The sequence below is a fragment of the Pseudosulfitobacter sp. SM2401 genome (assembly GCF_042932805.1).
Classification (GTDB): domain Bacteria; phylum Pseudomonadota; class Alphaproteobacteria; order Rhodobacterales; family Rhodobacteraceae; genus Ascidiaceihabitans.
In genome coordinates this window covers 1,701,989-1,724,413 of the sequence record NZ_CP170633.1, presented here as the reverse complement: position 1 = coordinate 1,724,413, position 22,425 = coordinate 1,701,989, and the positions used below count along the sequence as shown (strand labels likewise).

Sequence of the window (22,425 nt, the reverse complement as noted above, 5' to 3'; positions counted from 1 at the left end):
CGGATGTGCAGACAACTGAAAGTTGGCCACTTGGGGTCAAGGATTGGGGTCACAGAAACTACGTGCGCTCACAACCGGCCAATGCGTTCTGCCAGCAATGCAAAGAATCCGTCGGCGTCCAGATCACCGATGAACGTCGCGTTGGGCGCACGGTCGGTGACACCCCACCAATCGGCAACTGTCATCCCCAAGGTCAGCTCTGACTGGGTTTCGATTTCGACGTTCACGTGACGACCCGTAAAGAGTTCAGGTTTGATCAGATAGGCGGTCACACAAGGGTCGTGCAGCGGGGCACCGGCAGAGCCGTATTTTTCCTTGTCAAAACGCTCAAAGAAATCAGTCATCTGCGCCACAGCGCTGCCTGCGGGCGTGCCGAGATCACGAAAGGCGTCGTTGCGTGCGCGAGTAACCAAGGCTTTGTGAGTAACATCCAGTGGCATTACAACAATATCGATGCCGCTTTTGAACGTGATATCAGCAGCTTCTGGATCGACGTAAATGTTGAATTCAGCGGTGGGTGTGATGTTGCCAACCTCAAAGTACGCACCACCCATCAACACGATTTGTTGAATGCGCTGGGCGATGTCCGGGGCTTTTTGTAAGGCCGTCGCGATGTTTGTCAGGGGGCCAAGCGGGCACAAAGTCACTGTGCCACTGGGCTCCGCGAGCAGGGTGTCGATGATAAAATCAACGGCGTGCTGATCTTGTAGCGGCATCTTTGGATCAGCCAGATCAGGGCCATCAAGGCCGGTTTTGCCATGCACATGTTCAGCCGTCACCAGATCACGGCCCAACGGGCGGTCACAACCTGCGAACACTTTTACATCAGCTTTGCCTGCTAGTTCACAGATAATGCGCGCATTTTTCTGGGTTAGGTCCAGCGGCACGTTACCTGCTACAGCCGTGATGCCCAGCACGTCCAGATCTTCGGGACTGGCAAGCGCCAACAAGATCGCAACCGCGTCGTCCTGACCCGGGTCTGTGTCGATAATGATCTTGCGCGCTAGCGATGCCATATAAAACCTGTTGTGATGAAAGCGTTGATTGATGTCTGCGTGACCCTCGCAAGACAGGCCCGGGATGTCCAGACGGGCTATGGCCGACCAGCGACAGTTTTCCGCGCATTATTCGCGCAGGGTTAAAGATGATATCGGATAGAATAACATGACCTTACGAATAGAAGTGATTCTGAGAAAGTATGAACATGGCGGCTGAAAAAGCATTTTACATTCATGCAGGCGCGCACCGCACGGGCACGTCCTCGGTGCAGATGTTTTTACATGACAATCGGGCCGAAATTTCCAGCCAGGGGTTTGATGCCACCTATCCGGGGCGTGACGATATTCCCAGTGGCACGCTGGGCTTGCGATTGCCCAGTCCGCGCCACGGCGAGACCATGCAGCGTCGTTTCATTCGAAAAGTGCGCCGCGAAGTCCGCACCAATAGCCCTGACCCGACCCGCGCGTTGATCTTGTCCGAAGAGAACATTCCCGGGCGTATGATCCATTTCTACGGGTCCGAATTTTACCCCGCCGCCGAGGCCCGCATGAAGGCGTTGCGGGACGGGTTGGAGGGCACGTTAAAGCGCGTTTTGTTCGTCGTGCGCCCGTATGATGCGCTTTACGTGTCGGCGTTTCGCAAGCGCGCCGAAGACCTGCGCGTCGATCCGTTTTCCCAACAGCGCGCGGCCTTGATGCGGATGAACCGCGGCTGGCCCGCGTTGATCACAGCCATGCGCGACATTCTGAAAGCCGAAGAAATGGTTGTCATGACGATGTCTGCGCGCGGTGATAATCGCAATTTAATCAAGAATTTAGTGCCTGAACTAGACCGCAAAAACTTGACCGAACCGGTCCAGAAAATGAACGTGTCTGCGACCGACACCGCGATGGATGTTCTGCAAGCGCACTACCGAGCGGGGCATGCATTGGACCGCGACACGTGGAAAAACATCATTGCCGACAATGCGGACAATACAAAAAGCACAGGGTTTGCAGAATTCACCGCAGATCAAAAACAGCAGCTGCGCGACACCTATGAACAGGACTGCGACGCTTTGGCCAAGCTAAAAGGCATCACTTTTTTGCGCTAGCCTTTGCCGCTTTTTCTACGATTTTGACCTGATCCCAGATCGCATCCATTTCCGCCAAATCGCTTTGCTCTGGTGTTTTGCCTTTGTCGGCCAGTGCGGCCTCGACCGCCTCAAAGCGGCGGGTGAATTTGGCGTTTGCGGCCCGCAAAGCGGCCTCAGGCTCGATGCCCAAATGCCTCCCCAGATTGGCCATCACGAACATCAGATCGCCAAATTCCTCGACGGTTTCGGCGTGGGTCAGGGTGTCACGCGCCTCGACCAGCTCTGCGGCTTCTTCTTGGATTTTGTCAATCACCTGATCGGTGCTGGGCCAATCGAACCCAACGCGCGCCGCCCGTTTTTGCAATTTGTACGCCCGTAACAACGCCGGCAACCCCACCGCAACGCCGTCCAACGCGCCACCTTGGGCTTTGCCGGCACGCTCGGCCGCTTTGATCGCTTCCCAATCAGCGGTCTGTTGCTCGGCAGATTTTTCGCGGGATTCGTTACCAAAAACATGCGGATGCCGCGCCACCATTTTGTCGGAAATGTTGCGCACGACCGATTGAAACGTGAAATGCCCCAACTCTTCGCCCATCGCCGTGTGGTAGACGGATTGCAGCAACAGATCGCCCAATTCGCCCTCTAATTCAGGCCAATCCTGACGTTCGATCGCATCCGCAACCTCGTAGGCTTCCTCAATCGTGTAGGGCGCGATGCTGGCAAAATCCTGTTCAATGTCCCACGGGCAGCCCGTTTCGGGATCACGCAAACGGCGCATAATCTCAAGCAGACGTTCTATCCCTGCGTCACTGTCGTGTATTCGTGCATCGCCCATTGCAGCCGATCTCCGTTCCATGCCTAGATGCACCAAACATCGGATCGCTCAAAGGAGTCCACCCCATGGCTATCGTCAATCGTATCGCCGCCTACGCACCAGAAATGGCTGAGTGGCGTCAGCACCTGCACACGATCCCTGAATTGGGGCGTGAATGTCACAAAACGGCGGCGTTTGTTGCGGCCAAGTTGCGCGAATTCGGTGTCGACGAGATCCAGACAGGCTTTGCCACAACTGGGATCGTTGCGATCATCAACGGTAAAGGCGAGGGGCCAACGATTGGCCTGCGCGCCGACATGGATGGGCTGCCAATCGATGAGGCAACCGGGCTAGAATATGCGTCGACCCACCAGGGGCGCATGCACGCCTGTGGTCATGACGGACACACCACGATGCTGCTGGGGGCGGCGAAATATCTGGCGGAAACGCGTAATTTTTCAGGCCGTGTGGCGCTGATTTTCCAACCGGACGAAGAGGCCACAGGCGGGGCCGAGGCGATGGTCAACGAGGGCATCATGGATACCTTTGACATCGCCCAAGTCTATGGCATTCACAACGCGCCGGATTTGCCTGCAGGCGGTTTTTTCACAACGCCCGGTCCGTTGATGGCCGCCGCTGACGTGTTTCACATTACGATCAAAGGGCGCGGGGGGCACGGGGCCAATCCACAAGATTCCGTTGACCCTGTTGTGGCCGCCTGTTCGATCACCCAAGCGATCCAAACCATCATCAGTCGCAATCTGGATACGGCAAAACAACTGGTGATTTCGGTGACCCAAATCCACACCGGTTCGACCGACAATGTGATTCCTGAAACCGCCTACATCAACGGCACTGTGCGCACGTTTGATGCCGAGGTGCGCGATCTGGCGGAGCGGCGCTTGTCTGAAATTGTTGCAGGCCAAGCCGCCAGTTTCGGCTGCGAGGCTGATTTTGAATTCGAACGTGGGTATCCGCCAACGGTTAACTCCGCAGCTGGCGTGGTTTTGGCAGCGGCCGCAGCGCGTGATGTCGCAGGTGATGATGCGGTGCAAGACAACGTCGATCCGGTCATGGGCAGCGAAGATTTCTCTTACATGCTCGAAAAACGCCCCGGTGCGTATTTGTTCATGGGGCAGGGTGAAAGCGCAGGCCTGCACCATCCCGAGTATAATTTTAACGATGACGTCGCCCCGGTTGGCGCGTCGTTTTTTGCGCGTTTGGTCGAAACTGCACAGCCTGTTGGCAAATAGGGGACTACCAAAATGGGTCTGGAAGACGCAAAAGAACAGGTCGATCACGCATTCACACGCGATGATTTACGGGGCCTGAGCAACGAAAACACGTTTGGCGGTGCGACCTCGTTTTTGCGCCGCCGCTACACCAAAGATTTGGCGGGCGTCGACATCGCCGTAACGGGTATTCCGTTTGATCAGGCCGTCACAAATCGGCCCGGCACGCGGCTGGGGCCACGGGCAATTCGCGAGGCTTCGACCCTACAATCGCCGGACGCACCATACGGTTGGCCGTTTGACGTGCTCAGCGAAATGGCCATCGTCGATTACGGGGATCTGGCGTTTGACTACGCGAATATTCCTGCGTTTCCAGCGGCTTTGCAGGCGCATATCGCGGGTATTCTTGCCGGTGGTGCCGCGTCTGTTGCGATGGGGGGCGATCACTACATTACGTTTCCGATCCTCAAGGCGTACGCCGAGAAATATGGTCCAATTTCGCTGATCCAAGTTGACGCGCACACCGACACATGGCCTGATGACAACATGGACCGCGTCGATCATGGCACGATGTTTTACAAGGCCGTCAAAATGGGAATCGTTGATCCAGCGCGCTCGGTTCAGATCGGCATCCGCACGACGAACGAGGACACATTGGGCGTGAACATCATCGATGCGCGCGAGGTGCACGAGATCGGGCCCGCCGAAGTTGCACGACGCGCCCGCGAGATTGTCGGCGATCATCCGACTTATTTGACCTTCGACATTGATGGTCTTGATCCCGCGTTTGCACCGGGCACAGGGACGCCGGTTTGGGGTGGTCTTAGCTCAGCTCAAGCCGCCGTTTTGCTGCGCCAACTGGCAGGTATCAACATCGTGGGCGGCGACATTGTCGAAGTGTCACCACCGTTTGACACCACAGGCGCCACCGCAATCGCAGGTGCGCATGTTGCGGTCGAACTGTGCTGCTTGCTAGGCTGGAGACTGCGCAATGAGCGATAAAAACCAACCCATCAGTGGCAATGATCTGGCGCGTTTTTCAGGGCCAAACACGTTCATGCGCCTGCCCAGTGCCAACGATCTGAAAGGGCTGGATGTAGCCGTTTTGGGTGTGCCGATGGACATTGGCACCTCGTGGCGGTCAGGAACGCGATTTGGTCCCAAACAAGTGCGCGCTGAATCTGCGATGCTGCGCCCCTATAACTTGCAAACAGGGGCGGCACCGTTCGACAGTTTGCAGGTCGCTGACATTGGTGATCTGGCGATCAACACGTTTTCCCTACAGGATAGTTTACGCATAATAGCAGAGAGTTACGAGGCGATCCTAAACTATGATGTGATGCCTATGGCGATTGGCGGCGATCATTCGATTACCCTGCCCATCCTGCGCGCCATGGCGAAACGTCACGGCCCTGTGGCGCTCGTGCATGTGGATGCCCACGCGGACGTCAATGACGAGATGTTTGGCGAACGTGAAACCCATGGCACAGTGTTTCGACGTGCGTATGAAGAAGGGCTGATAAACCCTTATAAAACCTATCAAATCGGGCTGCGTGGTACGGGGTATTCGGCAGAAGATTTCACCGAAGCTGCCGGATGGGGGTTCCAGCAATTTCCAAGCCACGAATTGTGGCACAAACCGCTTGATAACTTGGGCGCAGAAATTCGCCGTGATATCGGTAATTTGCCGACCTACATAACCTACGATATCGACAGCTTGGATCCGGCTTATGCGCCCGGAACCGGTACGCCCGAAATCGGCGGTCTGACCACTCCACAAGCGCTGCAGCTGATCCGCAGCCTCAAGGGTTTGAACATTGTCGGTTGTGATCTGGTCGAAGTGTCGCCGCCCTATGACACCAGCGGCAATACCGCACTGACGGGGGCGAATATCCTGTACGAGATGATGTGCGTTTTACCCGGTGTTGCATATCGCTAAGGCGCGCGACTTGGCTAAAGTAAACAATGGATTACGAAAAATGATGCTATGGATTCTGGCAATAATTGTGGTGGCGATGTTGGCCTATATCCGGCTTGCGCCCAGTGATGCGAACCGTTGGCATCAACCGGTTGTAGCCGAGGCTGACAAGGATTTGGCTGGCGGCGCAATTCGGGTGATCGATGCGGGGCCTGACGGGTTAGAACGTCTCGATACGATTGCTCGTGATCTGCCGCGGACCACGGTTCTGGCAGGGTCTGTTGCAGAGGGGCGCGTGACCTATGTGACACGGTCGCAGATCATCGGATTTCCCGATTACACAACAGTTGAACAAGACGGAAACACCATCCGCATGTTTGCGCGCCTACGTTTTGGGCGTCGCGATTTCGGGGTCAATGGCGCGCGATTGCGGCAGTTGGCGCGCGGGCTGGACTGAACTGCTGAGGCATCCGGTTTGCACTTCGCGCCACATCGGGACGTTTAGGGACATCTGGCATTGCGCCATGAACATGCGTCCATCCACTTGTAAACAAATGGTTTCACCCAGCTCGATCCGGCTGCCAGAGCGGTCGGTGCAATAGCAGTCAATCGTTTTGCCACTGGGGCTTGTGACGTCTGCGAAGGCGGGGGTCGCAACAAGGCTAAGCGTTAAAATAAATCGTTTCATTCCGACAATCTAGCACAGCCGCCGCACTTGACCAAACCTCTTCAATACCGCACACCAAACCCCATGATCCCAAGCCATCGTTTAGAACAGATAACCCAACGCTTTCAGTTTCTTGAGGCCTCTATGGCGGATGGGGCTGCCGGTGCTGATATTGCGACCTTAGCCAAGGAATATTCCGACCTGAAACCGGTCGTCGATCAGATTAACGCGTATCGCCAGATTTTGTCCGACATGACCGAGGCCGAAGACATGCTCGCTGATCCCGACATGGAGGAACTTGCGCGCGAGGAATTGCCGCGTCTTAAAGCGATGTTGCCAGAGGCCGAGGATGCGTTGCAATTGGCATTGTTGCCCAAGGATGCCGCCGATGCGAAGCCCGCGATGCTGGAAATTCGCCCCGGAACGGGTGGGGACGAGGCCGCGTTGTTTGCCGCCGATTTGTTCCGCATGTACCAGCGCTACGCCGAGGCGCGGGGCTGGAAGGTCGACATCATCGAGGAACAGATCACCGAGCTGGGTGGGCTGAAAGAAATCGTCGCGCACATCAAAGGCGTGAACGTCTTTGCCCGCCTGAAATATGAAAGCGGCGTGCACCGTGTGCAGCGCGTGCCAAGTACCGAAAGTCAGGGGCGGATTCACACCTCTGCCGCGACAGTCGCAGTGCTGCCAGAGGCCGAAGACGTCGACATCAAAATCGATCCCGGCGATCTGCGCATTGATACGATGCGCGCGTCAGGGTCGGGTGGTCAGCACGTCAACACCACGGATTCGGCTGTGCGCATCACGCATTTGCCCACGGGGACGATGGTCACCAGCTCCGAGAAATCCCAGCACCGCAACCGCGAAATCGCGATGCAAGTGTTGCGCGCGCGTCTGTACGACATGGAACGCTCGCGCATTGATAATGAACGCAGCGCTGATCGCGCGTCGCAGGTGGGGTCGGGGGATCGCTCCGAACGCATTCGCACCTATAATTTCCCGCAGGGTCGCATGACGGACCACCGCATAAACCTGACGCTGTACAAGCTGGACGCGGTCATGGGCGGTGATCTGGATGAAATCGTCGATGCGCTGACGGCGGATGGCCAGGCGCGCTTGATGGCTGAAATGGGGACATGAGCCCGCACCCGCAGACCGCGGCCCAGGCGATGGTGGCTGCAACCGCACGCCTGCGCGCAGCCGGCGTTCCGAACCCTGCACGCGACGCCCGCGTTCTATTGGCCCACGCCGCAAAGGTCGACGCCGCCCGCGTCACCTTGATCGCCCCCGAAGACATCGCGCCCGACATTGCCGAGCGTTTCGAGCAGTTGATCGCCCTGCGTGTCGTACGCGTGCCGGTGTCGCATCTGATTGGCGAACGTGAATTTTATGGCCGCCGTTTCAAAGTTAGCCGTGATGTTCTAGACCCGCGCCCCGAAACCGAAACTCTGATCGAGGCGGCCTTGGCGGAACCCTTTGGATCGGTATTGGACATCGGCACCGGATCGGGTTGCATTCTAGTGACGCTGTTGGCGGAACGTGAAAACGCGGTTGGCACGGGCACCGATCTAAGCGAGGCGGCGTGCCTGCAAGCCTCTGCCAATGCGGTTTTGTCCAAGGTTCAAGCGCGCGCTGACATTCATCAATCCGACTGGTTCGGATCTGTGCAGGGGCGTTACGATTTGATTGTCAGCAACCCGCCGTATCTGGCGCGTGAGGAAATGGACGACGTCGCCCCGGAATTGCGCGATCACGAGCCACGCATGGCGCTGACAGACGAGGCCGACGGACTAACAGGCTACCGCATTCTGGCGGATCACGCTCAGGCGTATCTGGAACCCGAGGGGCGTTTGCTGGCTGAAATCGGGTCGACCCAAGGGGCCGCTGTTGTGGCTTTGTTCCAAGCGGCAGCCTGGCAAAACACGCGACTGCTTCAGGATTTGGATGGTCGTGACCGGGTGGTTTGTGCGGAAAAACCCGTGCGCTAGGCTTTGATTAAGCAAATATGCACCTATTGAAGCGATTAAATGCGGATTGTTCGGTATTTACACTTGCCCAACTGCGACTGGCGTGTTTATTCAATCGTGTTGCAGCGGTGGATGATCGTTTGATCGGTCCCGCGCGGCTCTAAGCCCAACATTCGCAGATCCGATTTATTGTCGCAAAGGGCGCGTTCGGACATCGCGAAACGTATTCACCATGGATGGCACGAAGGCTGAATTGTATTTATGAAATCGTCTAGATCACGCTCGCGCTCTAAGAACAGTCGCAACCGCAGTAACAATAACAACAGCGGCGGCAACGTCGTCAATCGCGTGTTCGATAGTTCTGGCCCAGAAGGCAAAGTGCGCGGCACGCCGCAGCAAATTATCGACAAATACAACCAGCTTGCGCGTGATGCGCATCTGTCCAATGACCGCGTCGCAGTCGAGAACTTTCAACAACACGCGGAACACTATTTGCGGATGTTGTCCGAGGCGCAGCGCGAAATGGACCAGCGCCGCGAAGAACAAGAACGCCAAAACCGCGAACGTCAACAAGAGCGGGATCGCGATCAGCGCGACCGTGTCGAGCGCCAAGAACGCCATGCCGCAGCGGCCCCAGCATCTGATCCAGCAGATGCGCCGCAGCCAGATGTGGTCGAAACACCCGCAGCGCAAGACACCGGACTGGTTGAAACACCAGAAAGCCAACCCAAGCCGAAACCGAAACCACGCACACGCAAGCCACGGGCCCCAAAGCCACAACAGCCTGCGGCAGATGCCGGTGACGCGCCAGAGGCTCCAGAAGCCGCAGAATAATCTGCGCCTTCGCTATCCCTAAAATACGAGAATTTGCTGTGCCGGCCCTTTGAATTCAAAGGGGCCGCACGTCTTTGGTGACTGCGCGCCATTCCTCGAAACCGTCACCAACCAAACTTTAGGGCTGCAGCACTGCGCGAGCCAATGCGCAAAATTGCTCAAGACTGACTTGCTCTGCACGCTCGGTTGGTTTGATGCCTGAGGCGATCAGGCGATCTTCGATATCAGGGGCAATACCCTTTAACGACGAGCGCAGCATTTTGCGCCGCTGGTTGAATCCAGCCGCGACAATGCGCGAAAGTGTTGCGGCGTCTGCGGGAAACCGTGGCTCGGGCAGGGCGGTCAGATGCACCACGGCGCTCGACACTTTTGGGGGCGGCGTGAACGCTTCGGGGGGCAGGTTGATCACAATGCGCGCATCGGCCCGCCACTGCGCCAACAAGGCCAATCGCCCGTAGGCCTTTGACCCGGGTTCCGCGACGATCCGCTGCGCCACTTCACGCTGAAACATCAACGTCAGGCTTTGCCAGAACGGCGGCCATTCTTTGGGCGTCAGCCAGCGCACAAGCAGTTCGGTGCCGACGTTGTAGGGCAGATTGGCGGCGACACGGATCGGCGGTGTCAGATGCGCCAACGGGTCAATCGCCAGCGCGTCGCCTTCGATCACCTGCAATTGGCCGGGGTAGGCATCAGCGATTTCCGCAAGCGCCGGCAAGCAGCGCGCGTCCTTTTCGATGGCCAACACACGGCGCGCGCCTGACGCCAGCAAACCGCGCGTCAGACCACCCGGACCGGGCCCGATTTCAAGCACATCACAGCCCGTCAGATCACCTGCCTGACGCGCGATTTTTGCCGTCAAGTTTAAATCCAGCAAGAAATTTTGCCCCAAAGATTTGCGTGCGCTTAGCCCGTGGGTTGCAATCACACTGGCCAGCGACGGCAGATTATCGATGCCGCTCATGAGGAGGTTCCCGCCATTTTATGCGCCAATTTCAACGCTTCGATCATGCTGGTCGGGTTGGCAATGCCCTGTCCCGCGATGTCAAATGCAGTGCCGTGATCGGGCGAGGTTCGAATGAACGGCAAGCCCAGCGTCACGTTCACACCGCGGTCAAAATCAAGGGTCTTGATCGGGATCAGCGCTTGGTCGTGGTACATGCAAACAGCGACGTCATAGCTTGCACGCGCGCGGGCATGAAACATCGTGTCGGCTGGCAAGGGGCCCGTCAGATCAAAACCTTCGCCGCGCATTTTGACTATCAAATCATTGATCCAATTGAGTTCTTGTTGACCCATCGCGCCGCCTTCACCAGCGTGCGGGTTCAAGCCAGCTATGGCAATGCGCGGTTCGGGAATGTGGAACCGCGCGATCAGATCGGCGTTTGTAATTTCGATTGTGCGACGCAAAAGGTCGGGGGTCAGCGCCTGTGCCACTTGGTCCAACGCGATGTGGATCGTCGTCGGGACCACGCGCAATGCGTCGCTGGCCAGCATCATGACCGCCTGTCCGCTGCCCGCCAACGCCTCAAGGTATTCGGTGTGGCCGGGGTGGGCGAAATTTGCACCGTCCTTCAGCGCCTTTTTGTGGATCGGGGCGGTACACATCGCCGAGGCGGCACCGCTTTGCACCAAGTCGACGCAGGCCGCGATCACATCAATAACGCCTTGCGCGTTTGCAGGGTCGGGCCGGCCAGCAATGGCGTCGCCGTCAAAAGCATGCACCAAAACGGGCAAGCCATGACGCGCGGCCTTGTTCGCCTCGCTTAGGTCATTGATCAACGACACCGGCGTGCCCGCAGGCAAATGTCGTGGATCGCCCAGATAGGCCATTGCCACGTCGTTTTTCAATGCATCAAACGCTTTTGCAGCGACTTCTGGCCCGACGCCGGCTGGTTCGCCGCAGCTGATGACGACAGGCGCGTGCGACGGTGATTTCATTGGCGTGAAATACGGGAATCCGCGCGCAATTGTTCCAGCAGGCTGTCGGCAAAACCAGACAGACGCTGTTGGCGCAACTGAGACGAAATAGCATCGCGACCGACATCTTCGTTCAGGGTTGCGGTGCGTCCGCATAGCATCAGAAACACGAGGCTTTGACCGTTGTTGCGGGTCAGGTTTGTCGACACTTCGCCTTCGTCCAATTTGGCCAACTCAATCGCAATATCCTGTGGAATTTCGGCTGGTGGCAGCGCGCCGCGATCAAGCGCTTCTTTGGGCTGGCCATTGGCGACCCCATACAGATCGTCACAAACGTCGATGTTGTTTTTCAGGCGTTCTGCAGCCACAAGCGTTTCGGGACTGCGCCCGCCCGCCATGTAGTAGGCGGCGTATTCGATGGCCGAAAATTCTTGTGTGGGGGCGTCGGTTTCCTGAATGTCGCGCAGTTGGAACAGGGCGATTGCGCCGGGAATCGGCAGGGGTTCGGACACTTCACCAGCGCCAAGCCCAAGAATGATGCCGCGCAGCTGCGGTGGCAGGTTGTTCAATGGAACCCAGTCCAATCGACCGCCCCGCGAACGGGTTGCCGTCGCTGAGAAACGGCGCGCAAAGTCGGCAAATTCGGCGACAGAGTTCGCTTGTGCGGCTTGTTCCGCTTTGGCCTGTGCACTGGCCAGCTGTGGCGGCGGGGCAGGGATGATGATTTCTGACAGCAGAACGCGAATGCTGCTGGAACTGCCAGAGGCGGCCTGCGCGCGATCAATTTCCGCTTCGGAGATTTGCACCCGTGAACCGTAGCGGGCACGGATCAAGTCACGCCACAAGGTGTTGATGCCAACAAAATCACGGAAGGTTTCAAACGATACACCGGCTTGACCCAATGCGGTGATAAATTGTTCCTGGCTTAGATTTGCGCGCCCTGCGAATTCAGTGAGTTCGGCATCGATCCCTTCGGCGGTCAGTTCCAGACCCGCGTTTCTGGCGGCTTGCTGACGCAAACGATCATCGATTAGTGCGTCGATTGACGCGTTGCGGGTGGCCCCCGGCGCATTGAGGATTTGCATGAAACGGGTTCGTTGGCCCACTTCAAATTCGGTGATGACAGAGTCGTTCACCTTTGCAACTGGCGCAAACATGTTTTGTGCAGCGACAGGCAACCCCAAGGCGGTTACGGTGACGGCGGCGAGTGCAATTCGTTTTATCATTCCGGTCCTGCTCAATTCACGTCTCATTTGCTATCCTGCTCATGCATCAGTTTGTACGGTTCTTGCATGATCGTTCGTAGTTGGTGGATCCGTTGTTGGCTGAAAAGCCACGCAAGGACACTGTAAAGCCCAAACTGGTCGAAGGCTCAATACTTGTTGACGATGTATAGCTGCGGTCAATGGTCAGGTCGACCGAAACACATTCATTGTTGTATTCAAAACCGACGCCTGCGCTGACGGCACGGCTGTCTTCGATATCATAGCGCCAATCGGCATTGGCCGTCCAATTGCTATTGATGGCGTATGATCCGTCAAATGTCACTTCTGACACGGGTGTTGCGCGATCTTCATCCGCGTCAGCAGTTAGCCAGATGTAGCTGGTGCCGATTTGCGCTTTTTTGCCGATCCAGTCGCCGCGTACTTCTGCTTTGGCGATGATAAGGTTTTCGTCAAACAGCGTGCGCCCGATGATCGAAAGCCCATTGTCAGAACGGATCTGACCGGCCAGCAAGAAATCCGACGCGGTGCCAGACAATCCGGACGTGTCGGTGAAATCATCATCGCTGTCATTGCGGAAAATTTGCCCAAAGCTCAGCTTGGTGTCCCAGCCATTGTTGCCAAAGCGGGTCCATTGTCCCCCCACGGCGACTGATCTGCCGCGATCGCGCCGGTCAGGGCTGGAAAAATGCGACAGGCTTAGTAAATTGCCCTCGTCAAATTCAACCAGCGTGTTTTCCTCGATGGGGATGTCCAGATCGTTGCCGCCGACATAGGCCACTTGCAAAACCGGCTCCAAAACTTGGCGTGACCGCGCTGTTTGCCGCACCATCGGATAGCGCAGCGTGATGGCCGTACGCGGAGAAAACGCTGAGTCGGTGTCCGGGTACGTGTCATCTTCGTTGATCTGGAATGCATCGGCCGCAAACCCGATTTGTGTCTCGAGCAACAAACCGCTGCTAAACGTCCACTGCTTGATCCAGTCGGCTTCGATGTTCAGACGCAACACATCGCGCCCATCGACAATGCCGTCCCCGTTGGCGTCCGTGGGTTCATTTGAATCGCGAAAGTGTGAATGGGCATAGCCCGAAAGACGGAATTCACCGCCAATGGCAACCGGGAAAAGGCGCCGCTCGTAGGTGGCATCAAACACGTTTGTCGGCAGGGTTTCGTTGTCTTCGCCGTCGCGCAAGGTTTTATAGTTCACGTAAGACAGCTGCACATATTTGTCGCGACGGGTGCGGGAAATGGCGATTTGACTGTCGAGCCGATCTTTGTCCGAATAGCCATATTCGCTTAGGTAGGCGTCATCAGAGGTCGCCTCGATGTCGAAATCCAGCACATATCCGCGGTTTAGATCAAACGAACCGGTGCCAAAAAGATACCCGCGCGTTTCGCCTTCTCGTAGTTCGTCGCGTGTAATTGCCCCTTCAAAACTGATATTTCCCTTGCTGAATGCCTGACGATAGCGAAATTCCATCGTCGTGGTGCGAGACGACAAATAGGGGGTCAACGTCAGATCACGGTGATCGCCAATTTTGATAAAATAGGGTATTTTCAGCCCGGTCGCCAGTTGCGACGTTGTGGCCAGCGACGGGATCAAAAAGCCTGTCGCCCGTTTTAGGGTCGGGTCAGGCAGCCGCAATCTTGGAAAGTAAAACACCGGCGTGTTGCGAATGCGCAATTGCGCTTTATCAAAATACAACTGCTGTTCGGCTTGATCGTGGACCACCTGTTTTGCCCGTATTTGCCAGAGCGGCGGGCGGCCATCATCGCACACGTCACACGACGTTACGGCGGTTTTATAGAGCTGCGTGAAGCGCCCGTTCACGCGGTTCATTTCGACCGATGCCAGCTGCAATTGCTGGTTTAAGACCATGCGCGCGCCGGTCAGCAGACCATTCTGCAAATCGCGGCTGAGTTCAGCTTGATCCGCAAGTATGACCACATCTGCGCCGTCTTGAATGGTGATCGGGCCAACAACGGTCAACTGACCAGAGCTTTGATCAAAGATAATCTGGCGGGCGGTAAGACGGGTTGTGCCTTGAAACGCCTCGACGTTGCCCGTCGCTGTTAACACCCGCTGAGAGCTAAGACTGACATCATCAGCGACAAGCACGGCGGGAACAGGCGTTGTTTCCTGCGCGAACGCCGCCACATTTGTCATGGCCAAATACACTGCTGACAGGATTAAATTGCGCACCACGTTAACCATCCTCGGAGTGTAAAAGCGGGCCAAGGGCCAAACAGATCGCTGCAATCGGCGGGGCCCATGCGGCCAGAGCAATCGGGATTTGCCCGTTTTCGCCAAGGATTTGCGCAAAACTACGGATGAAATACACACCAAACCCCATCAAAATCGCGGACAACACAGCCGTGCCCGTTCCCCCAAATCTGGTATGGTGCATGGTGAAGGCGCTCGCAACCAGAACCATCGCCATCAAGAACAATGGCCGCGCCAATTCGGTTTGAAACCAGACTTTATGGCGGCGCGCGCTGAAGCCCGATTGCTCAAGCTGGTTGATAAAATACTGCATATCCCAGATCGAAATGCTGGACGGGGTCCCAAGGCTTTCGCGGATGCTATCCAGCGTAAGTGTCGAGGGCACCTTTAGAATTTCGTGGGTTGCGGCATTTCCCTCGGGGTTTAGACCCGAAACCAGCGGCCACACTTTGGCTTGCCGCAAGGACCATTCCCCGTCGCCAAGGGCCGCACTGGCCGCTTCTGTCCGCCGGATTGGCCCGCTTTCCCCCGCAAAATCGATGAACGTCACATCATACAGCACCGAGGCGTCGGCATTGGAGCGGGCCGCCCGGATCACCGTTTGCCCATCCAGATTGCCTTGCCGCAGCCACAGCCCTTCGAAACTGATCGACAGGGCGGATGCACCACCAGAGCGATAGGTTTCCGCAAGGCTTGCGTAGCGTTTCGAAGTCGCCGCAACAATCGGGTTCAACATGCTGACCGCCAAGACGCCAACGATTAACGCCACAACCAATGGGGCCATCAACGCACGAATGGCGGAGCGACCGGCAGCGCGTGTGACAACCAATTCTGACGACCGTGCGAGCCCTAAAAACAGCACGATGGTTGCAAAGAAAATGATCAATGGCAGGATCAGGTTGATCGCCTCAGGCACGTTCAAAAACGTCAATTCTATCCGCTGGCGCAGGGTCACACCAAAAGCTGAAAACTTGCGCGTTTGATCCAGCAGATCGAACAGCATGATAATCGCGTAGAAAATACCGGTCAGATATAGAAACGCCATCGCAAACCTGCGCGCGAAATAGATGTGCAGGATCATACGCTTACCCTTCGTCGCCACCAGCGTGGGGCCGAGGCATGTGTTAGCATACCCACCACAATGCAAGCCCCCAGAGCTGACGGAAGATAGATCATCGGCCACATATCTGCATCCTGCAACACCGGTGCGGCAACTGTATTTCTGAGGCCGTCAATAAAGATCAGCAGCACAAACGCCACTATGATTTCGCGCCACACACCCAAACGTGAAAAGCCGCCAAGCAACAGGGTCGAAAAGCCGATCATCGCAGCGATAACGCAAAACAACGCTTGGGCAAAACGCACATGCAATTCTTCGGCGATTTGACCTTTGGTGGCACCGGTGTCTTCGCTGATCAGATCCCAATCGGCAAAGAATTCATGCGACTTCATGTGCAGGATAGACGTCGGTTTGGTGACGTCCGACTTGACCAGCGACGTGATATTAAAGGAAAAATCCTGAAATTTCGCGGTGGACAGCTGCTTGTTTTCGGTATCAAGGCGCTGTGCCAATCCATCAACCATGATCAAGGTCGTACCGGTTTGCCCACCTGTGTCATTGCGCACAAGATACGCCTCAGAGGCGGTGTAGGTGATTTCCTCGAGCGGATCACGGCGATCAGACAGGAACACATCCCGCAAAACGCCGTCATCACCGATCGTACGCGTGTAAAACGTAACCCCGTTGGTCGGGTGCAAAAACGTGCCTTCTTTCAGCAATCGGGACGTGATGTTACGAGAAATGTCAGCTTCGCGCTCGTTCAGTTGCGCTTGGGCTGTGGGGAGCAAAACATGGCTCAGGATCGACATCATCAGCGCAGTAATCACACCGTACAACAAAACAGGGCGCGCCAAACGCCACGGGCCAGATCCTGTGGCCGACATGACCGTCAATTCAGATTCGTTATTCAACCGGTTGGTCACATAAACAGACGCGGCAAATGCCGCCAAAGGCAGCACCGTTGTGATCAATTTTGGCAGGCTTAACGCGGTGAATTCCAGAAACACCATGGCCGATTGCCCGTCGCCGATCAGACGGTCAAACAGCACAACAGCGCGGTTGATCCAAAAGACAGCGACCAGCACCAGGGCAAAGAACCCAAAGAGCACCAGAAGTTGCGACAGCATATATCTGTCGAATTTCGCCACTGCACTCCCCCAAGCTCTGTCGTTTCTTATTGGCAGTATAGTAAACGAAGAACCGCCTGTCTAAAACTGTTATCTGGTTTTTTCGGCAAGAGCGCGCTACCTCTGAGATCACAGGTGCGCCACGGCGCAAAAACCACTGAATCATTAAGGAAAATCCATGCGCACACCTACAAAAATCACCTTTGAGGCCGTTAATCTGGACCAAATGGCGGCTCATACTGGGCGTGTGGCGATTTTTGTTGATGCGGAGGCAGCGCTTAGTGCGGCTGCCGATCAGGCCAACACGTTGACGCAAGGCGCTGTTGCGCGTGTTGCCGGCAGTGCGCAATTTGCAAAGCTACCTGCGGGCAAGGCGACAGTGGTGAATATGCCGGTGGGCATGGCGGCCGAAGCGTTGGACATCGTCTGCTTGCCAGCGGGGGCGAGCATTGCACAAGCGCGCGCCGCAGGTGCCAGCTTGGCCAAAGTCCGTAGCGACGCCAATATGCTGATTGTAACGGGCGATCCGACGCATGCGTCCGACATCGCTTTTGGTTTGGCCATGCGCGATTACACGTTCGTGGATCACAAAACCAAAGCTGACGCGCTGAGCGGCGATGTCACGATGATGTGCGGCGATGCGGATGCGGTATCCAAGGCTGCCGCCCCGAAACTGGCGATTGCCGAGGGCGCGTTTATGACGCGGGATCTGATCAACGAACCTGCCAACGTGTTGACGACAACCGAATTTGCCGACCGCCTGGCAGAGATGAACGCGCTGGGGCTTGATGTTGAAGTTCTGGATGAAGAAGAGCTTGCAGATCTCGGAATGCGAACGCTTTTGTCGGTCGGGCAAGGCTCTGACAGCCCATCGAAAGTGGTGGTGATGCGCTGGGATGGCGGCACCAAAGGCGATGCACCACTGGCACTGATTGGCAAAGGCGTTGTGTTCGACACCGGCGGCATCAGCATCAAACCTGCCGCTGGCATGGAAGACATGACCATGGACATGGGCGGCGCTGGTGTTGTGGCGGGCGTCATGCGGTCCTTGGCGCTGCGGAAAGCAAAAGCAAATGTCGTAGGCTTGGTTGGCTTGGTCGAAAACATGCCGTCTGGCAATGCAACGCGCCCCGGTGACGTGGTCACATCCATGAAGGGCGACACGGTCGAAATCATCAACACCGACGCCGAAGGCCGTTTGGTGCTGTGCGATGTGATGTGGTACGCGCAAGAGCGGTTCAAACCGTCGGGCATGATCGATTTGGCAACGTTGACAGGCGCGATCATCATCGGCTTGGGTCATGAAAACGCAGGCGTGTTTTCGAATGACGACACGCTGTGCAACGCATTTCTCAAGGCAGCGGCAGACGAAGGCGAAGGGGCTTGGCGCATGCCTTTGGGTCAAGCCTATGACGACCTGTTAAAATCACGCATTGCGGACATGAAAAACATCGGTGGCCGCCCCGCTGGATCGGTCACTGCGGCGCAATTCTTGCAGCGGTTCGTAAAAGACGGCATGCCGTGGATCCACTTGGATATCGCAGGCGTCGCATCGGTAAAATCAGAAACAGCATTGGCGCCAACGGGGGCAACAGGCTGGGGCGTAATGGCGTTGAACCGCCTGATCCAAGACAACTTTGAAAGCTGATCATGGGCGCTGCGTATTTTTACCATCTGACCAGAAACCCTGTCGACGTGACCTTGGCGATGTTGCTGGGCAAAGCGCGCGGGGCAGGCTGGCGTGTGGCCGTGCGCGGCACCGATCACGGGCGCATGGCGTGGCTCGATGAAAAGCTGTGGATGGGGGCCGACGACGCGTTTTTACCGCATGGATTAGCGGGCGGGCCGCAGGATGCAGATCAACCGATTTTGTTGACGACCTCTGGTGATGATCCCAACGGCGCGCAGTGCGTCATGAGCATCGATGGTGCCACCGTCAGCGCCGAGGAAATTGCAAAACTGGACCGCGTTTGTGTTTTGTTTGACGGAAACGACGACGAGGCGTTGAACGTGGCGCGGGGCCAATGGAAGGCGCTAAAAGATGCAGGTGCCGCCGCGCAATACTGGTCCGAAGAAAGCGGACGTTGGGAAAAAAAGGCTGAAACCGGAAGCGCTTAGCGCGTCAACGTCAGCTCGTCACCAGAAATTTCGATCCGTCCCCAGCGTTGCAAATAGCCCATGCCCAAAAGCGGTTCGCGCATTTCGCCAGCGGTCACAACCGCAGCAACATTCGTGTCCGTCACTTCGCCAAGGGTGATCGTGTCCAGCCGAACATAGGCGGTTTCCACAACGCCGTTGGCCGTGGATGCGCGCCCGACATAGGCCAATTGATCAGGATCAAGGCCTGCGCGTTGAGCCGCAGCGCGGTTCAAAACGATGTCGGTCGCACCGGTATCGACAACAAATTCCATCGGCGCGCCGTTGATGATCAGCGTCAGATAATAGTGCCCATCACGGCTGCGTGGCACGGTGATTTGCACCGATCCATCTGTGCTTGTGGATTGAAACCCGAGATTGCGTTGCATGTCTTGCCACAAGCCTACGGATGCGATGGCTGCGACAAAGATCAAAAACCAGATTGCGATATGCTGTAGCGTGCGACTGATGTTATTGCGGGCTTGGGTCCAGAGCCCGGCCGCCAAAAGCAGGCCCAACAGGATGAGATAACCCATCGTTGCAATCATATCGCCGTTCATAAACGCGCCGCCTGTGTCGTTGCTTGGTCCAATATAGGCGCGTTTTTGGCGATGTCATCCCGCCCCGGGGCCAAACCCGAAAGCGGACAGGCCGTCGAGCACAAATTGGACGGAAAGTGCTGCGAGCAACATGCCCAACAGACGTGTCACAACGGTAATGCCGGTTTTGCCCAAAGCACGTTCCAAAAGCGAGCTGGCAAGAAACATCGCGAGGCAGAGCAAAAGCACGATGGCTGTGACGCCCAAAACCATAACCAATCCTTCGGCACCCGGACGTTGGCCGGTCAGCAGAATGATGGATGCAATGGCACCGGGGCCCGCGATCAACGGAATCGCCAATGGGAACACCGATGGATCATCGCTGTCGTCCTCATCGGATCCTTCGGCCTGATCTTCGCGGCGTTTTGTGCGACGTTCAAACAGCATATCAAGCGCTGTGATAAACAGTAAAATGCCGCCGGCGACCCGGAAGGCAGGCATCGAAATGCCGATAAATCCAAGAACGGCTTCACCCAATATTGCGAACAAAACCAACAGGATCATACCCAACCCGCAGGCGCGCAGAGCGATCCTTTGACGTGAACTGGGTGAGCGGCCTTGGGTCATCGCCACAAACAACGGAGCCAGTCCGATAGGGTCAATGACCACGAACATGGTGACGAAGGCCGTGATCAAAAAAGTGGTGTCGAGCATTTTACGTGTCACCGAGGGCTTGCCCCCGGACCCCCAGAGTATTTGAGATCAAAACAATCTACGCGGCTTCGGCTTTTTCAAGTTTTTCGAGTGCTTGCATCCAAAGGGCTTCTGCGCGATCGAGTGCGTCCATGACTTCGGCGTATTTCTTTTGCCAAACGGCCATTTCGCCGATCTTGCTGTCTTCGTAGAGCGCCGGATCCGCAAGTTTCTTGGCCAGCTTGTCGCGCATTTCGTTCAGTTTGGTCACGCGTGCTTCCGCTTTGCGGGCCTCGGAGCGCATGGCAAGAATCGCATCGCGGCTCGGCTTTATGACTTTGGGGGCGACGGGTTTGACTTTGGCCGGTCGTTCCGGGTTCAGCAACATCTTGCGGTAGGTTTCCAGATCGTCGTCGTAGGGTTTGACAGTGCCATCAGACACGAGCCAGAGGCGATCTGCGACCAGCGACAAAAGATGCATGTCGTGGCTGACCAGAATGACGGCACCGGTATAGTTGGTCAACGCTTCGACGAGCGCCTCGCGGCTTTCGATGTCGAGGTGGTTGGTCGGTTCGTCCAAGATCAGCATGTGCGGCGCATCAAGCGTGGCCAGCAGCAGCGAAAGACGTGCTTTTTGCCCACCGGACAGGCGACCGACTTCGGTTTCTGCTTGATCAGGGCCGAGGCCAAAGCCTGCCAGTTTCGCCCGCAGTTTGGAGCCCAAAACGCCGGGGCGCATGGTTTGCAAATGCTGCAACGGTGTCTCGTTGACGATCAATTCATCGACTTGGTGCTGGGCAAAATAACCGATCCGCAGCTTGGTCGACCGCCCCATTCTGCCGGTCATCAAAGGCAGGCGGTCTGACAGCAGTTTGGACAAGGTCGATTTGCCCTGTCCGTTTTTGCCCAGCAGCGCGATGCGGTCGTCCTGATCAATGCGCAGGTCCAGTTTTGACAGCACTGTTGTTTCGCCGTAACCTGTTGATCCACCTTCGATATTGATGATCGGTGGTGATAATTCTTCGGGTTCGGGAAAGGTGAACACGCGCTTTGCAGCCTCTTCGGGGGCGGCGATCATGTCCATCTTTTCGATCATCTTCAGGCGCGATTGCGCTTGTTTGGCTTTTGAAGCCTTCGCCTTAAAACGATCCACAAACGACTGCATGTGGTCTTTGCGGGCCTGTTGTTTTTTGGCCATCGCGGCCTGCACGGCGCGGCGTTCGGCACGTTGGCGCGCGAATTGGTCGTAGGGACCGGAATAGAATGTCAGGTTCTTTTCTTCGAGATGCAAAATCCCTTCGACCGCGCGGTTCAGCAGGCCACGGTCGTGGCTGATGATGATGACGGTGTGCGGGTATTTGGCGAGGTACGCCTCGAGCCAAATCGAGCCTTCAAGGTCAAGATAGTTGGTCGGTTCATCGAGCAGCAACAGGTCGGGTTGCGCAAACAAAACGGCGGCCAAGGCCACGCGCATGCGCCAACCACCCGAAAAATCGGAACACGGCATGTGCTGTTCTGCGTTGTCAAAACCTAGCCCCTTAAGGATCGCTGAGGCACGGGCCTCGGCGGACCAAGCGTCGATGTCGGTTAGGCGGGTTTGGATTTCAGCGATGCGCGTTGGGTCTTGGGTGGTGTCGGCCAGCAACTCGGCGCGTTCGGTGTCAGCGGCCAGAACCGTTTCCAAAAGCGAGGTCGCAGAGGCGGGCACTTCTTGGGCGACGCCACCGATTTTTGCCTTGGAGGGCAGGGTGATTTCGCCTGCGTCCAGCACCAATTCGCCGCGGATCAGCTTGAACAGGGTGGTTTTGCCAGCCCCATTCGCGCCGATTAGACCAACTTTGTGCCCATCGGGAATGACTGCGGTTGCGCCGGCCAACAAAGGGCGGCCAGAGACGGAATAGCTGATATCAGTGATGCGTAACATGGGCGCGGTGTGGCGCAGGCGCGCGGCACTGTCAATTGGGGCTAAATGTTCTTTTCAAAGTCAGCCCGCCATGTTA

22 protein-coding genes are annotated in these 22,425 nt (G+C 56.6%); 10 read left to right on the top strand and 12 right to left on the bottom strand.

The genetic code is table 11. The features are described 5' to 3' along the window. Positions 1-68 precede the first annotated feature (68 nt). The gene (locus tag ACFIO0_RS08490; protein WP_390914914.1) at positions 69-1,016 is read right to left on the bottom strand and encodes a nucleoside hydrolase; all 948 of its coding nucleotides are present in this window, start codon (positions 1,014-1,016) and stop codon (positions 69-71) included. 188 nt (positions 1,017-1,204) lie between these two features. On the opposite strand from ACFIO0_RS08490, the gene ACFIO0_RS08485 reads away from it, so the two are divergent. After that, positions 1,205-2,092, top strand: a complete 888-nt coding sequence (locus tag ACFIO0_RS08485) for a hypothetical protein (RefSeq protein ID WP_390914913.1) — start codon at positions 1,205-1,207, stop codon at positions 2,090-2,092. Here the strand turns inward: ACFIO0_RS08485 and mazG are convergent. Then, positions 2,076-2,909 carry a nucleoside triphosphate pyrophosphohydrolase gene (gene mazG, locus ACFIO0_RS08480; protein ID WP_390914912.1) on the bottom strand — a complete coding sequence of 278 codons (834 nt, stop codon included), beginning with the start codon at positions 2,907-2,909 and terminating at the stop codon, positions 2,076-2,078. The two genes, ACFIO0_RS08485 and mazG, sit on opposite strands and share 17 nt — an antisense overlap. A gap of 65 nt (positions 2,910-2,974) precedes the next feature. Between mazG and ACFIO0_RS08475 the strand changes: the two genes are divergently transcribed. The 4 genes from ACFIO0_RS08475 to ACFIO0_RS08460 are packed head-to-tail and all read left to right on the top strand — an operon-like array spanning position 2,975 to position 6,495. Further along, on the top strand, positions 2,975-4,141 hold the full coding sequence (locus tag ACFIO0_RS08475; protein ID WP_390914911.1) for an amidohydrolase: 1,167 nt from the start codon (positions 2,975-2,977) through the stop codon (positions 4,139-4,141). A 12-nt stretch (positions 4,142-4,153) separates the two neighbouring features. Continuing rightward, entirely contained in the window at positions 4,154-5,122 is a 969-nt protein-coding gene (gene speB, locus ACFIO0_RS08470) for an agmatinase (RefSeq protein ID WP_390914910.1), read from the top strand. Then, positions 5,112-6,059, top strand: a complete 948-nt coding sequence (speB, locus tag ACFIO0_RS08465; protein ID WP_390914909.1) for an agmatinase — start codon at positions 5,112-5,114, stop codon at positions 6,057-6,059. Before speB (ACFIO0_RS08470) ends, speB (ACFIO0_RS08465) begins: the two co-directional genes overlap by 11 nt. Before the next feature lie 40 nt (positions 6,060-6,099). Then, on the top strand, positions 6,100-6,495 hold the full coding sequence (locus ACFIO0_RS08460) for a DUF1499 domain-containing protein (protein ID WP_390914908.1): 396 nt from the start codon (positions 6,100-6,102) through the stop codon (positions 6,493-6,495). On the opposite strand, the gene ACFIO0_RS08455 is transcribed toward ACFIO0_RS08460, so the two are convergent. Further along, positions 6,424-6,726, bottom strand: coding sequence for a hypothetical protein (locus tag ACFIO0_RS08455; protein ID WP_390914907.1), 303 nt, complete (start codon positions 6,724-6,726; stop codon positions 6,424-6,426). The two genes, ACFIO0_RS08460 and ACFIO0_RS08455, sit on opposite strands and share 72 nt — an antisense overlap. Before the next feature lie 63 nt (positions 6,727-6,789). On the opposite strand from ACFIO0_RS08455, the gene prfA reads away from it, so the two are divergent. The 3 genes from prfA to ACFIO0_RS08440 all read left to right on the top strand — a co-directional run bounded on the left by prfA (position 6,790) and on the right by ACFIO0_RS08440 (position 9,506). Continuing rightward, positions 6,790-7,845 (top strand): peptide chain release factor 1, encoded by a 1,056-nt coding sequence (gene prfA / locus ACFIO0_RS08450; RefSeq protein ID WP_390914906.1) that lies wholly within the window; start codon positions 6,790-6,792, stop codon positions 7,843-7,845. Beyond that, positions 7,842-8,693: a peptide chain release factor N(5)-glutamine methyltransferase gene (gene prmC / locus ACFIO0_RS08445; protein WP_390914905.1), complete on the top strand. Its 852-nt coding sequence runs from the start codon at positions 7,842-7,844 to the stop codon at positions 8,691-8,693. Before prfA ends, prmC begins: the two co-directional genes overlap by 4 nt. A 240-nt stretch (positions 8,694-8,933) precedes the next feature. After that, positions 8,934-9,506 carry a DUF4167 domain-containing protein gene (locus ACFIO0_RS08440; protein WP_390914904.1) on the top strand — a complete coding sequence of 191 codons (573 nt, stop codon included), beginning with the start codon at positions 8,934-8,936 and terminating at the stop codon, positions 9,504-9,506. Between the two features lie 118 nt (positions 9,507-9,624). Here the strand turns inward: ACFIO0_RS08440 and rsmA are convergent, their stop codons facing one another. From rsmA to lptF, 6 genes are read right to left on the bottom strand one after another with little or no spacing between them, the layout of a single operon-like run. Beyond that, positions 9,625-10,467: a 16S rRNA (adenine(1518)-N(6)/adenine(1519)-N(6))-dimethyltransferase RsmA gene (gene rsmA, locus ACFIO0_RS08435; RefSeq protein WP_390914903.1), complete on the bottom strand. Its 843-nt coding sequence runs from the start codon at positions 10,465-10,467 to the stop codon at positions 9,625-9,627. Then, the gene (gene pdxA, locus ACFIO0_RS08430) at positions 10,464-11,444 is read right to left on the bottom strand and encodes a 4-hydroxythreonine-4-phosphate dehydrogenase PdxA (RefSeq protein WP_390914902.1); all 981 of its coding nucleotides are present in this window, start codon (positions 11,442-11,444) and stop codon (positions 10,464-10,466) included. Before pdxA ends, rsmA begins: the two co-directional genes overlap by 4 nt. Then, positions 11,441-12,649 carry a peptidylprolyl isomerase gene (locus ACFIO0_RS08425; protein ID WP_390914901.1) on the bottom strand — a complete coding sequence of 403 codons (1,209 nt, stop codon included), beginning with the start codon at positions 12,647-12,649 and terminating at the stop codon, positions 11,441-11,443. The genes pdxA and ACFIO0_RS08425 overlap by 4 nt, the downstream gene beginning before the upstream one ends. Positions 12,650-12,695: 46 nt before the next feature. After that, positions 12,696-14,861, bottom strand: coding sequence for an LPS assembly protein LptD (locus ACFIO0_RS08420; protein WP_390914900.1), 2,166 nt, complete (start codon positions 14,859-14,861; stop codon positions 12,696-12,698). Next, positions 14,854-15,951, bottom strand: coding sequence for an LPS export ABC transporter permease LptG (lptG, locus tag ACFIO0_RS08415; protein ID WP_390914899.1), 1,098 nt, complete (start codon positions 15,949-15,951; stop codon positions 14,854-14,856). The genes ACFIO0_RS08420 and lptG overlap by 8 nt, the downstream gene beginning before the upstream one ends. Continuing rightward, on the bottom strand, positions 15,948-17,078 hold the full coding sequence (lptF, locus tag ACFIO0_RS08410; protein ID WP_390914898.1) for an LPS export ABC transporter permease LptF: 1,131 nt from the start codon (positions 17,076-17,078) through the stop codon (positions 15,948-15,950). Before lptF ends, lptG begins: the two co-directional genes overlap by 4 nt. A 157-nt stretch (positions 17,079-17,235) precedes the next feature. Between lptF and ACFIO0_RS08405 the strand changes: the two genes are divergently transcribed. Next, positions 17,236-18,705 (top strand): leucyl aminopeptidase, encoded by a 1,470-nt coding sequence (locus ACFIO0_RS08405; RefSeq protein WP_390914897.1) that lies wholly within the window; start codon positions 17,236-17,238, stop codon positions 18,703-18,705. A 2-nt stretch (positions 18,706-18,707) separates the two neighbouring features. Further along, positions 18,708-19,175, top strand: coding sequence for a DNA polymerase III subunit chi (locus ACFIO0_RS08400; RefSeq protein WP_390914896.1), 468 nt, complete (start codon positions 18,708-18,710; stop codon positions 19,173-19,175). On the opposite strand, the gene ACFIO0_RS08395 is transcribed toward ACFIO0_RS08400, so the two are convergent. The 3 genes from ACFIO0_RS08395 to ACFIO0_RS08385 are packed head-to-tail and all read right to left on the bottom strand — an operon-like array spanning position 19,172 to position 22,349. After that, positions 19,172-19,753 (bottom strand): TIGR02281 family clan AA aspartic protease, encoded by a 582-nt coding sequence (locus ACFIO0_RS08395; protein ID WP_390914895.1) that lies wholly within the window; start codon positions 19,751-19,753, stop codon positions 19,172-19,174. The genes ACFIO0_RS08400 and ACFIO0_RS08395 overlap by 4 nt on opposite strands. Before the next feature lie 54 nt (positions 19,754-19,807). Further along, positions 19,808-20,446, bottom strand: a complete 639-nt coding sequence (locus ACFIO0_RS08390; RefSeq protein WP_390914894.1) for a MarC family protein — start codon at positions 20,444-20,446, stop codon at positions 19,808-19,810. A gap of 58 nt (positions 20,447-20,504) precedes the next feature. Continuing rightward, positions 20,505-22,349 carry an ATP-binding cassette domain-containing protein gene (locus ACFIO0_RS08385; RefSeq protein WP_390914893.1) on the bottom strand — a complete coding sequence of 615 codons (1,845 nt, stop codon included), beginning with the start codon at positions 22,347-22,349 and terminating at the stop codon, positions 20,505-20,507. Positions 22,350-22,425 lie beyond the last annotated feature (76 nt).

What these genes read in the sequence shown, in the direction of transcription:
- ACFIO0_RS08395 (WP_390914895.1), bottom strand. Translation starts at nt 19,753, where the DNA reads ATGAACGGCGATATGATTGCAACGATGGGTTATCTCATCCTGTTGGGC.
- ACFIO0_RS08405 (WP_390914897.1), top strand. Translation starts at nt 17,236, where the DNA reads ATGCGCACACCTACAAAAATCACCTTTGAGGCCGTTAATCTGGACCAA.
- ACFIO0_RS08440 (WP_390914904.1), top strand. Translation starts at nt 8,934, where the DNA reads ATGAAATCGTCTAGATCACGCTCGCGCTCTAAGAACAGTCGCAACCGC.
- pdxA (WP_390914902.1), bottom strand. Translation starts at nt 11,444, where the DNA reads ATGAAATCACCGTCGCACGCGCCTGTCGTCATCAGCTGCGGCGAACCA.
- ACFIO0_RS08390 (WP_390914894.1), bottom strand. Translation starts at nt 20,446, where the DNA reads ATGCTCGACACCACTTTTTTGATCACGGCCTTCGTCACCATGTTCGTG.
- ACFIO0_RS08425 (WP_390914901.1), bottom strand. Translation starts at nt 12,649, where the DNA reads ATGATAAAACGAATTGCACTCGCCGCCGTCACCGTAACCGCCTTGGGG.
- ACFIO0_RS08420 (WP_390914900.1), bottom strand. Translation starts at nt 14,861, where the DNA reads ATGGTTAACGTGGTGCGCAATTTAATCCTGTCAGCAGTGTATTTGGCC.
- rsmA (WP_390914903.1), bottom strand. Translation starts at nt 10,467, where the DNA reads ATGAGCGGCATCGATAATCTGCCGTCGCTGGCCAGTGTGATTGCAACC.
- ACFIO0_RS08385 (WP_390914893.1), bottom strand. Translation starts at nt 22,349, where the DNA reads ATGTTACGCATCACTGATATCAGCTATTCCGTCTCTGGCCGCCCTTTG.
- ACFIO0_RS08485 (WP_390914913.1), top strand. Translation starts at nt 1,205, where the DNA reads ATGGCGGCTGAAAAAGCATTTTACATTCATGCAGGCGCGCACCGCACG.
- speB (WP_390914910.1), top strand. Translation starts at nt 4,154, where the DNA reads ATGGGTCTGGAAGACGCAAAAGAACAGGTCGATCACGCATTCACACGC.
- lptG (WP_390914899.1), bottom strand. Translation starts at nt 15,951, where the DNA reads ATGATCCTGCACATCTATTTCGCGCGCAGGTTTGCGATGGCGTTTCTA.
- speB (WP_390914909.1), top strand. Translation starts at nt 5,112, where the DNA reads ATGAGCGATAAAAACCAACCCATCAGTGGCAATGATCTGGCGCGTTTT.
- prfA (WP_390914906.1), top strand. Translation starts at nt 6,790, where the DNA reads ATGATCCCAAGCCATCGTTTAGAACAGATAACCCAACGCTTTCAGTTT.
- mazG (WP_390914912.1), bottom strand. Translation starts at nt 2,909, where the DNA reads ATGGGCGATGCACGAATACACGACAGTGACGCAGGGATAGAACGTCTG.
- ACFIO0_RS08490 (WP_390914914.1), bottom strand. Translation starts at nt 1,016, where the DNA reads ATGGCATCGCTAGCGCGCAAGATCATTATCGACACAGACCCGGGTCAG.
- prmC (WP_390914905.1), top strand. Translation starts at nt 7,842, where the DNA reads ATGAGCCCGCACCCGCAGACCGCGGCCCAGGCGATGGTGGCTGCAACC.
- ACFIO0_RS08455 (WP_390914907.1), bottom strand. Translation starts at nt 6,726, where the DNA reads ATGAAACGATTTATTTTAACGCTTAGCCTTGTTGCGACCCCCGCCTTC.
- ACFIO0_RS08475 (WP_390914911.1), top strand. Translation starts at nt 2,975, where the DNA reads ATGGCTATCGTCAATCGTATCGCCGCCTACGCACCAGAAATGGCTGAG.
- ACFIO0_RS08460 (WP_390914908.1), top strand. Translation starts at nt 6,100, where the DNA reads ATGATGCTATGGATTCTGGCAATAATTGTGGTGGCGATGTTGGCCTAT.
- ACFIO0_RS08400 (WP_390914896.1), top strand. Translation starts at nt 18,708, where the DNA reads ATGGGCGCTGCGTATTTTTACCATCTGACCAGAAACCCTGTCGACGTG.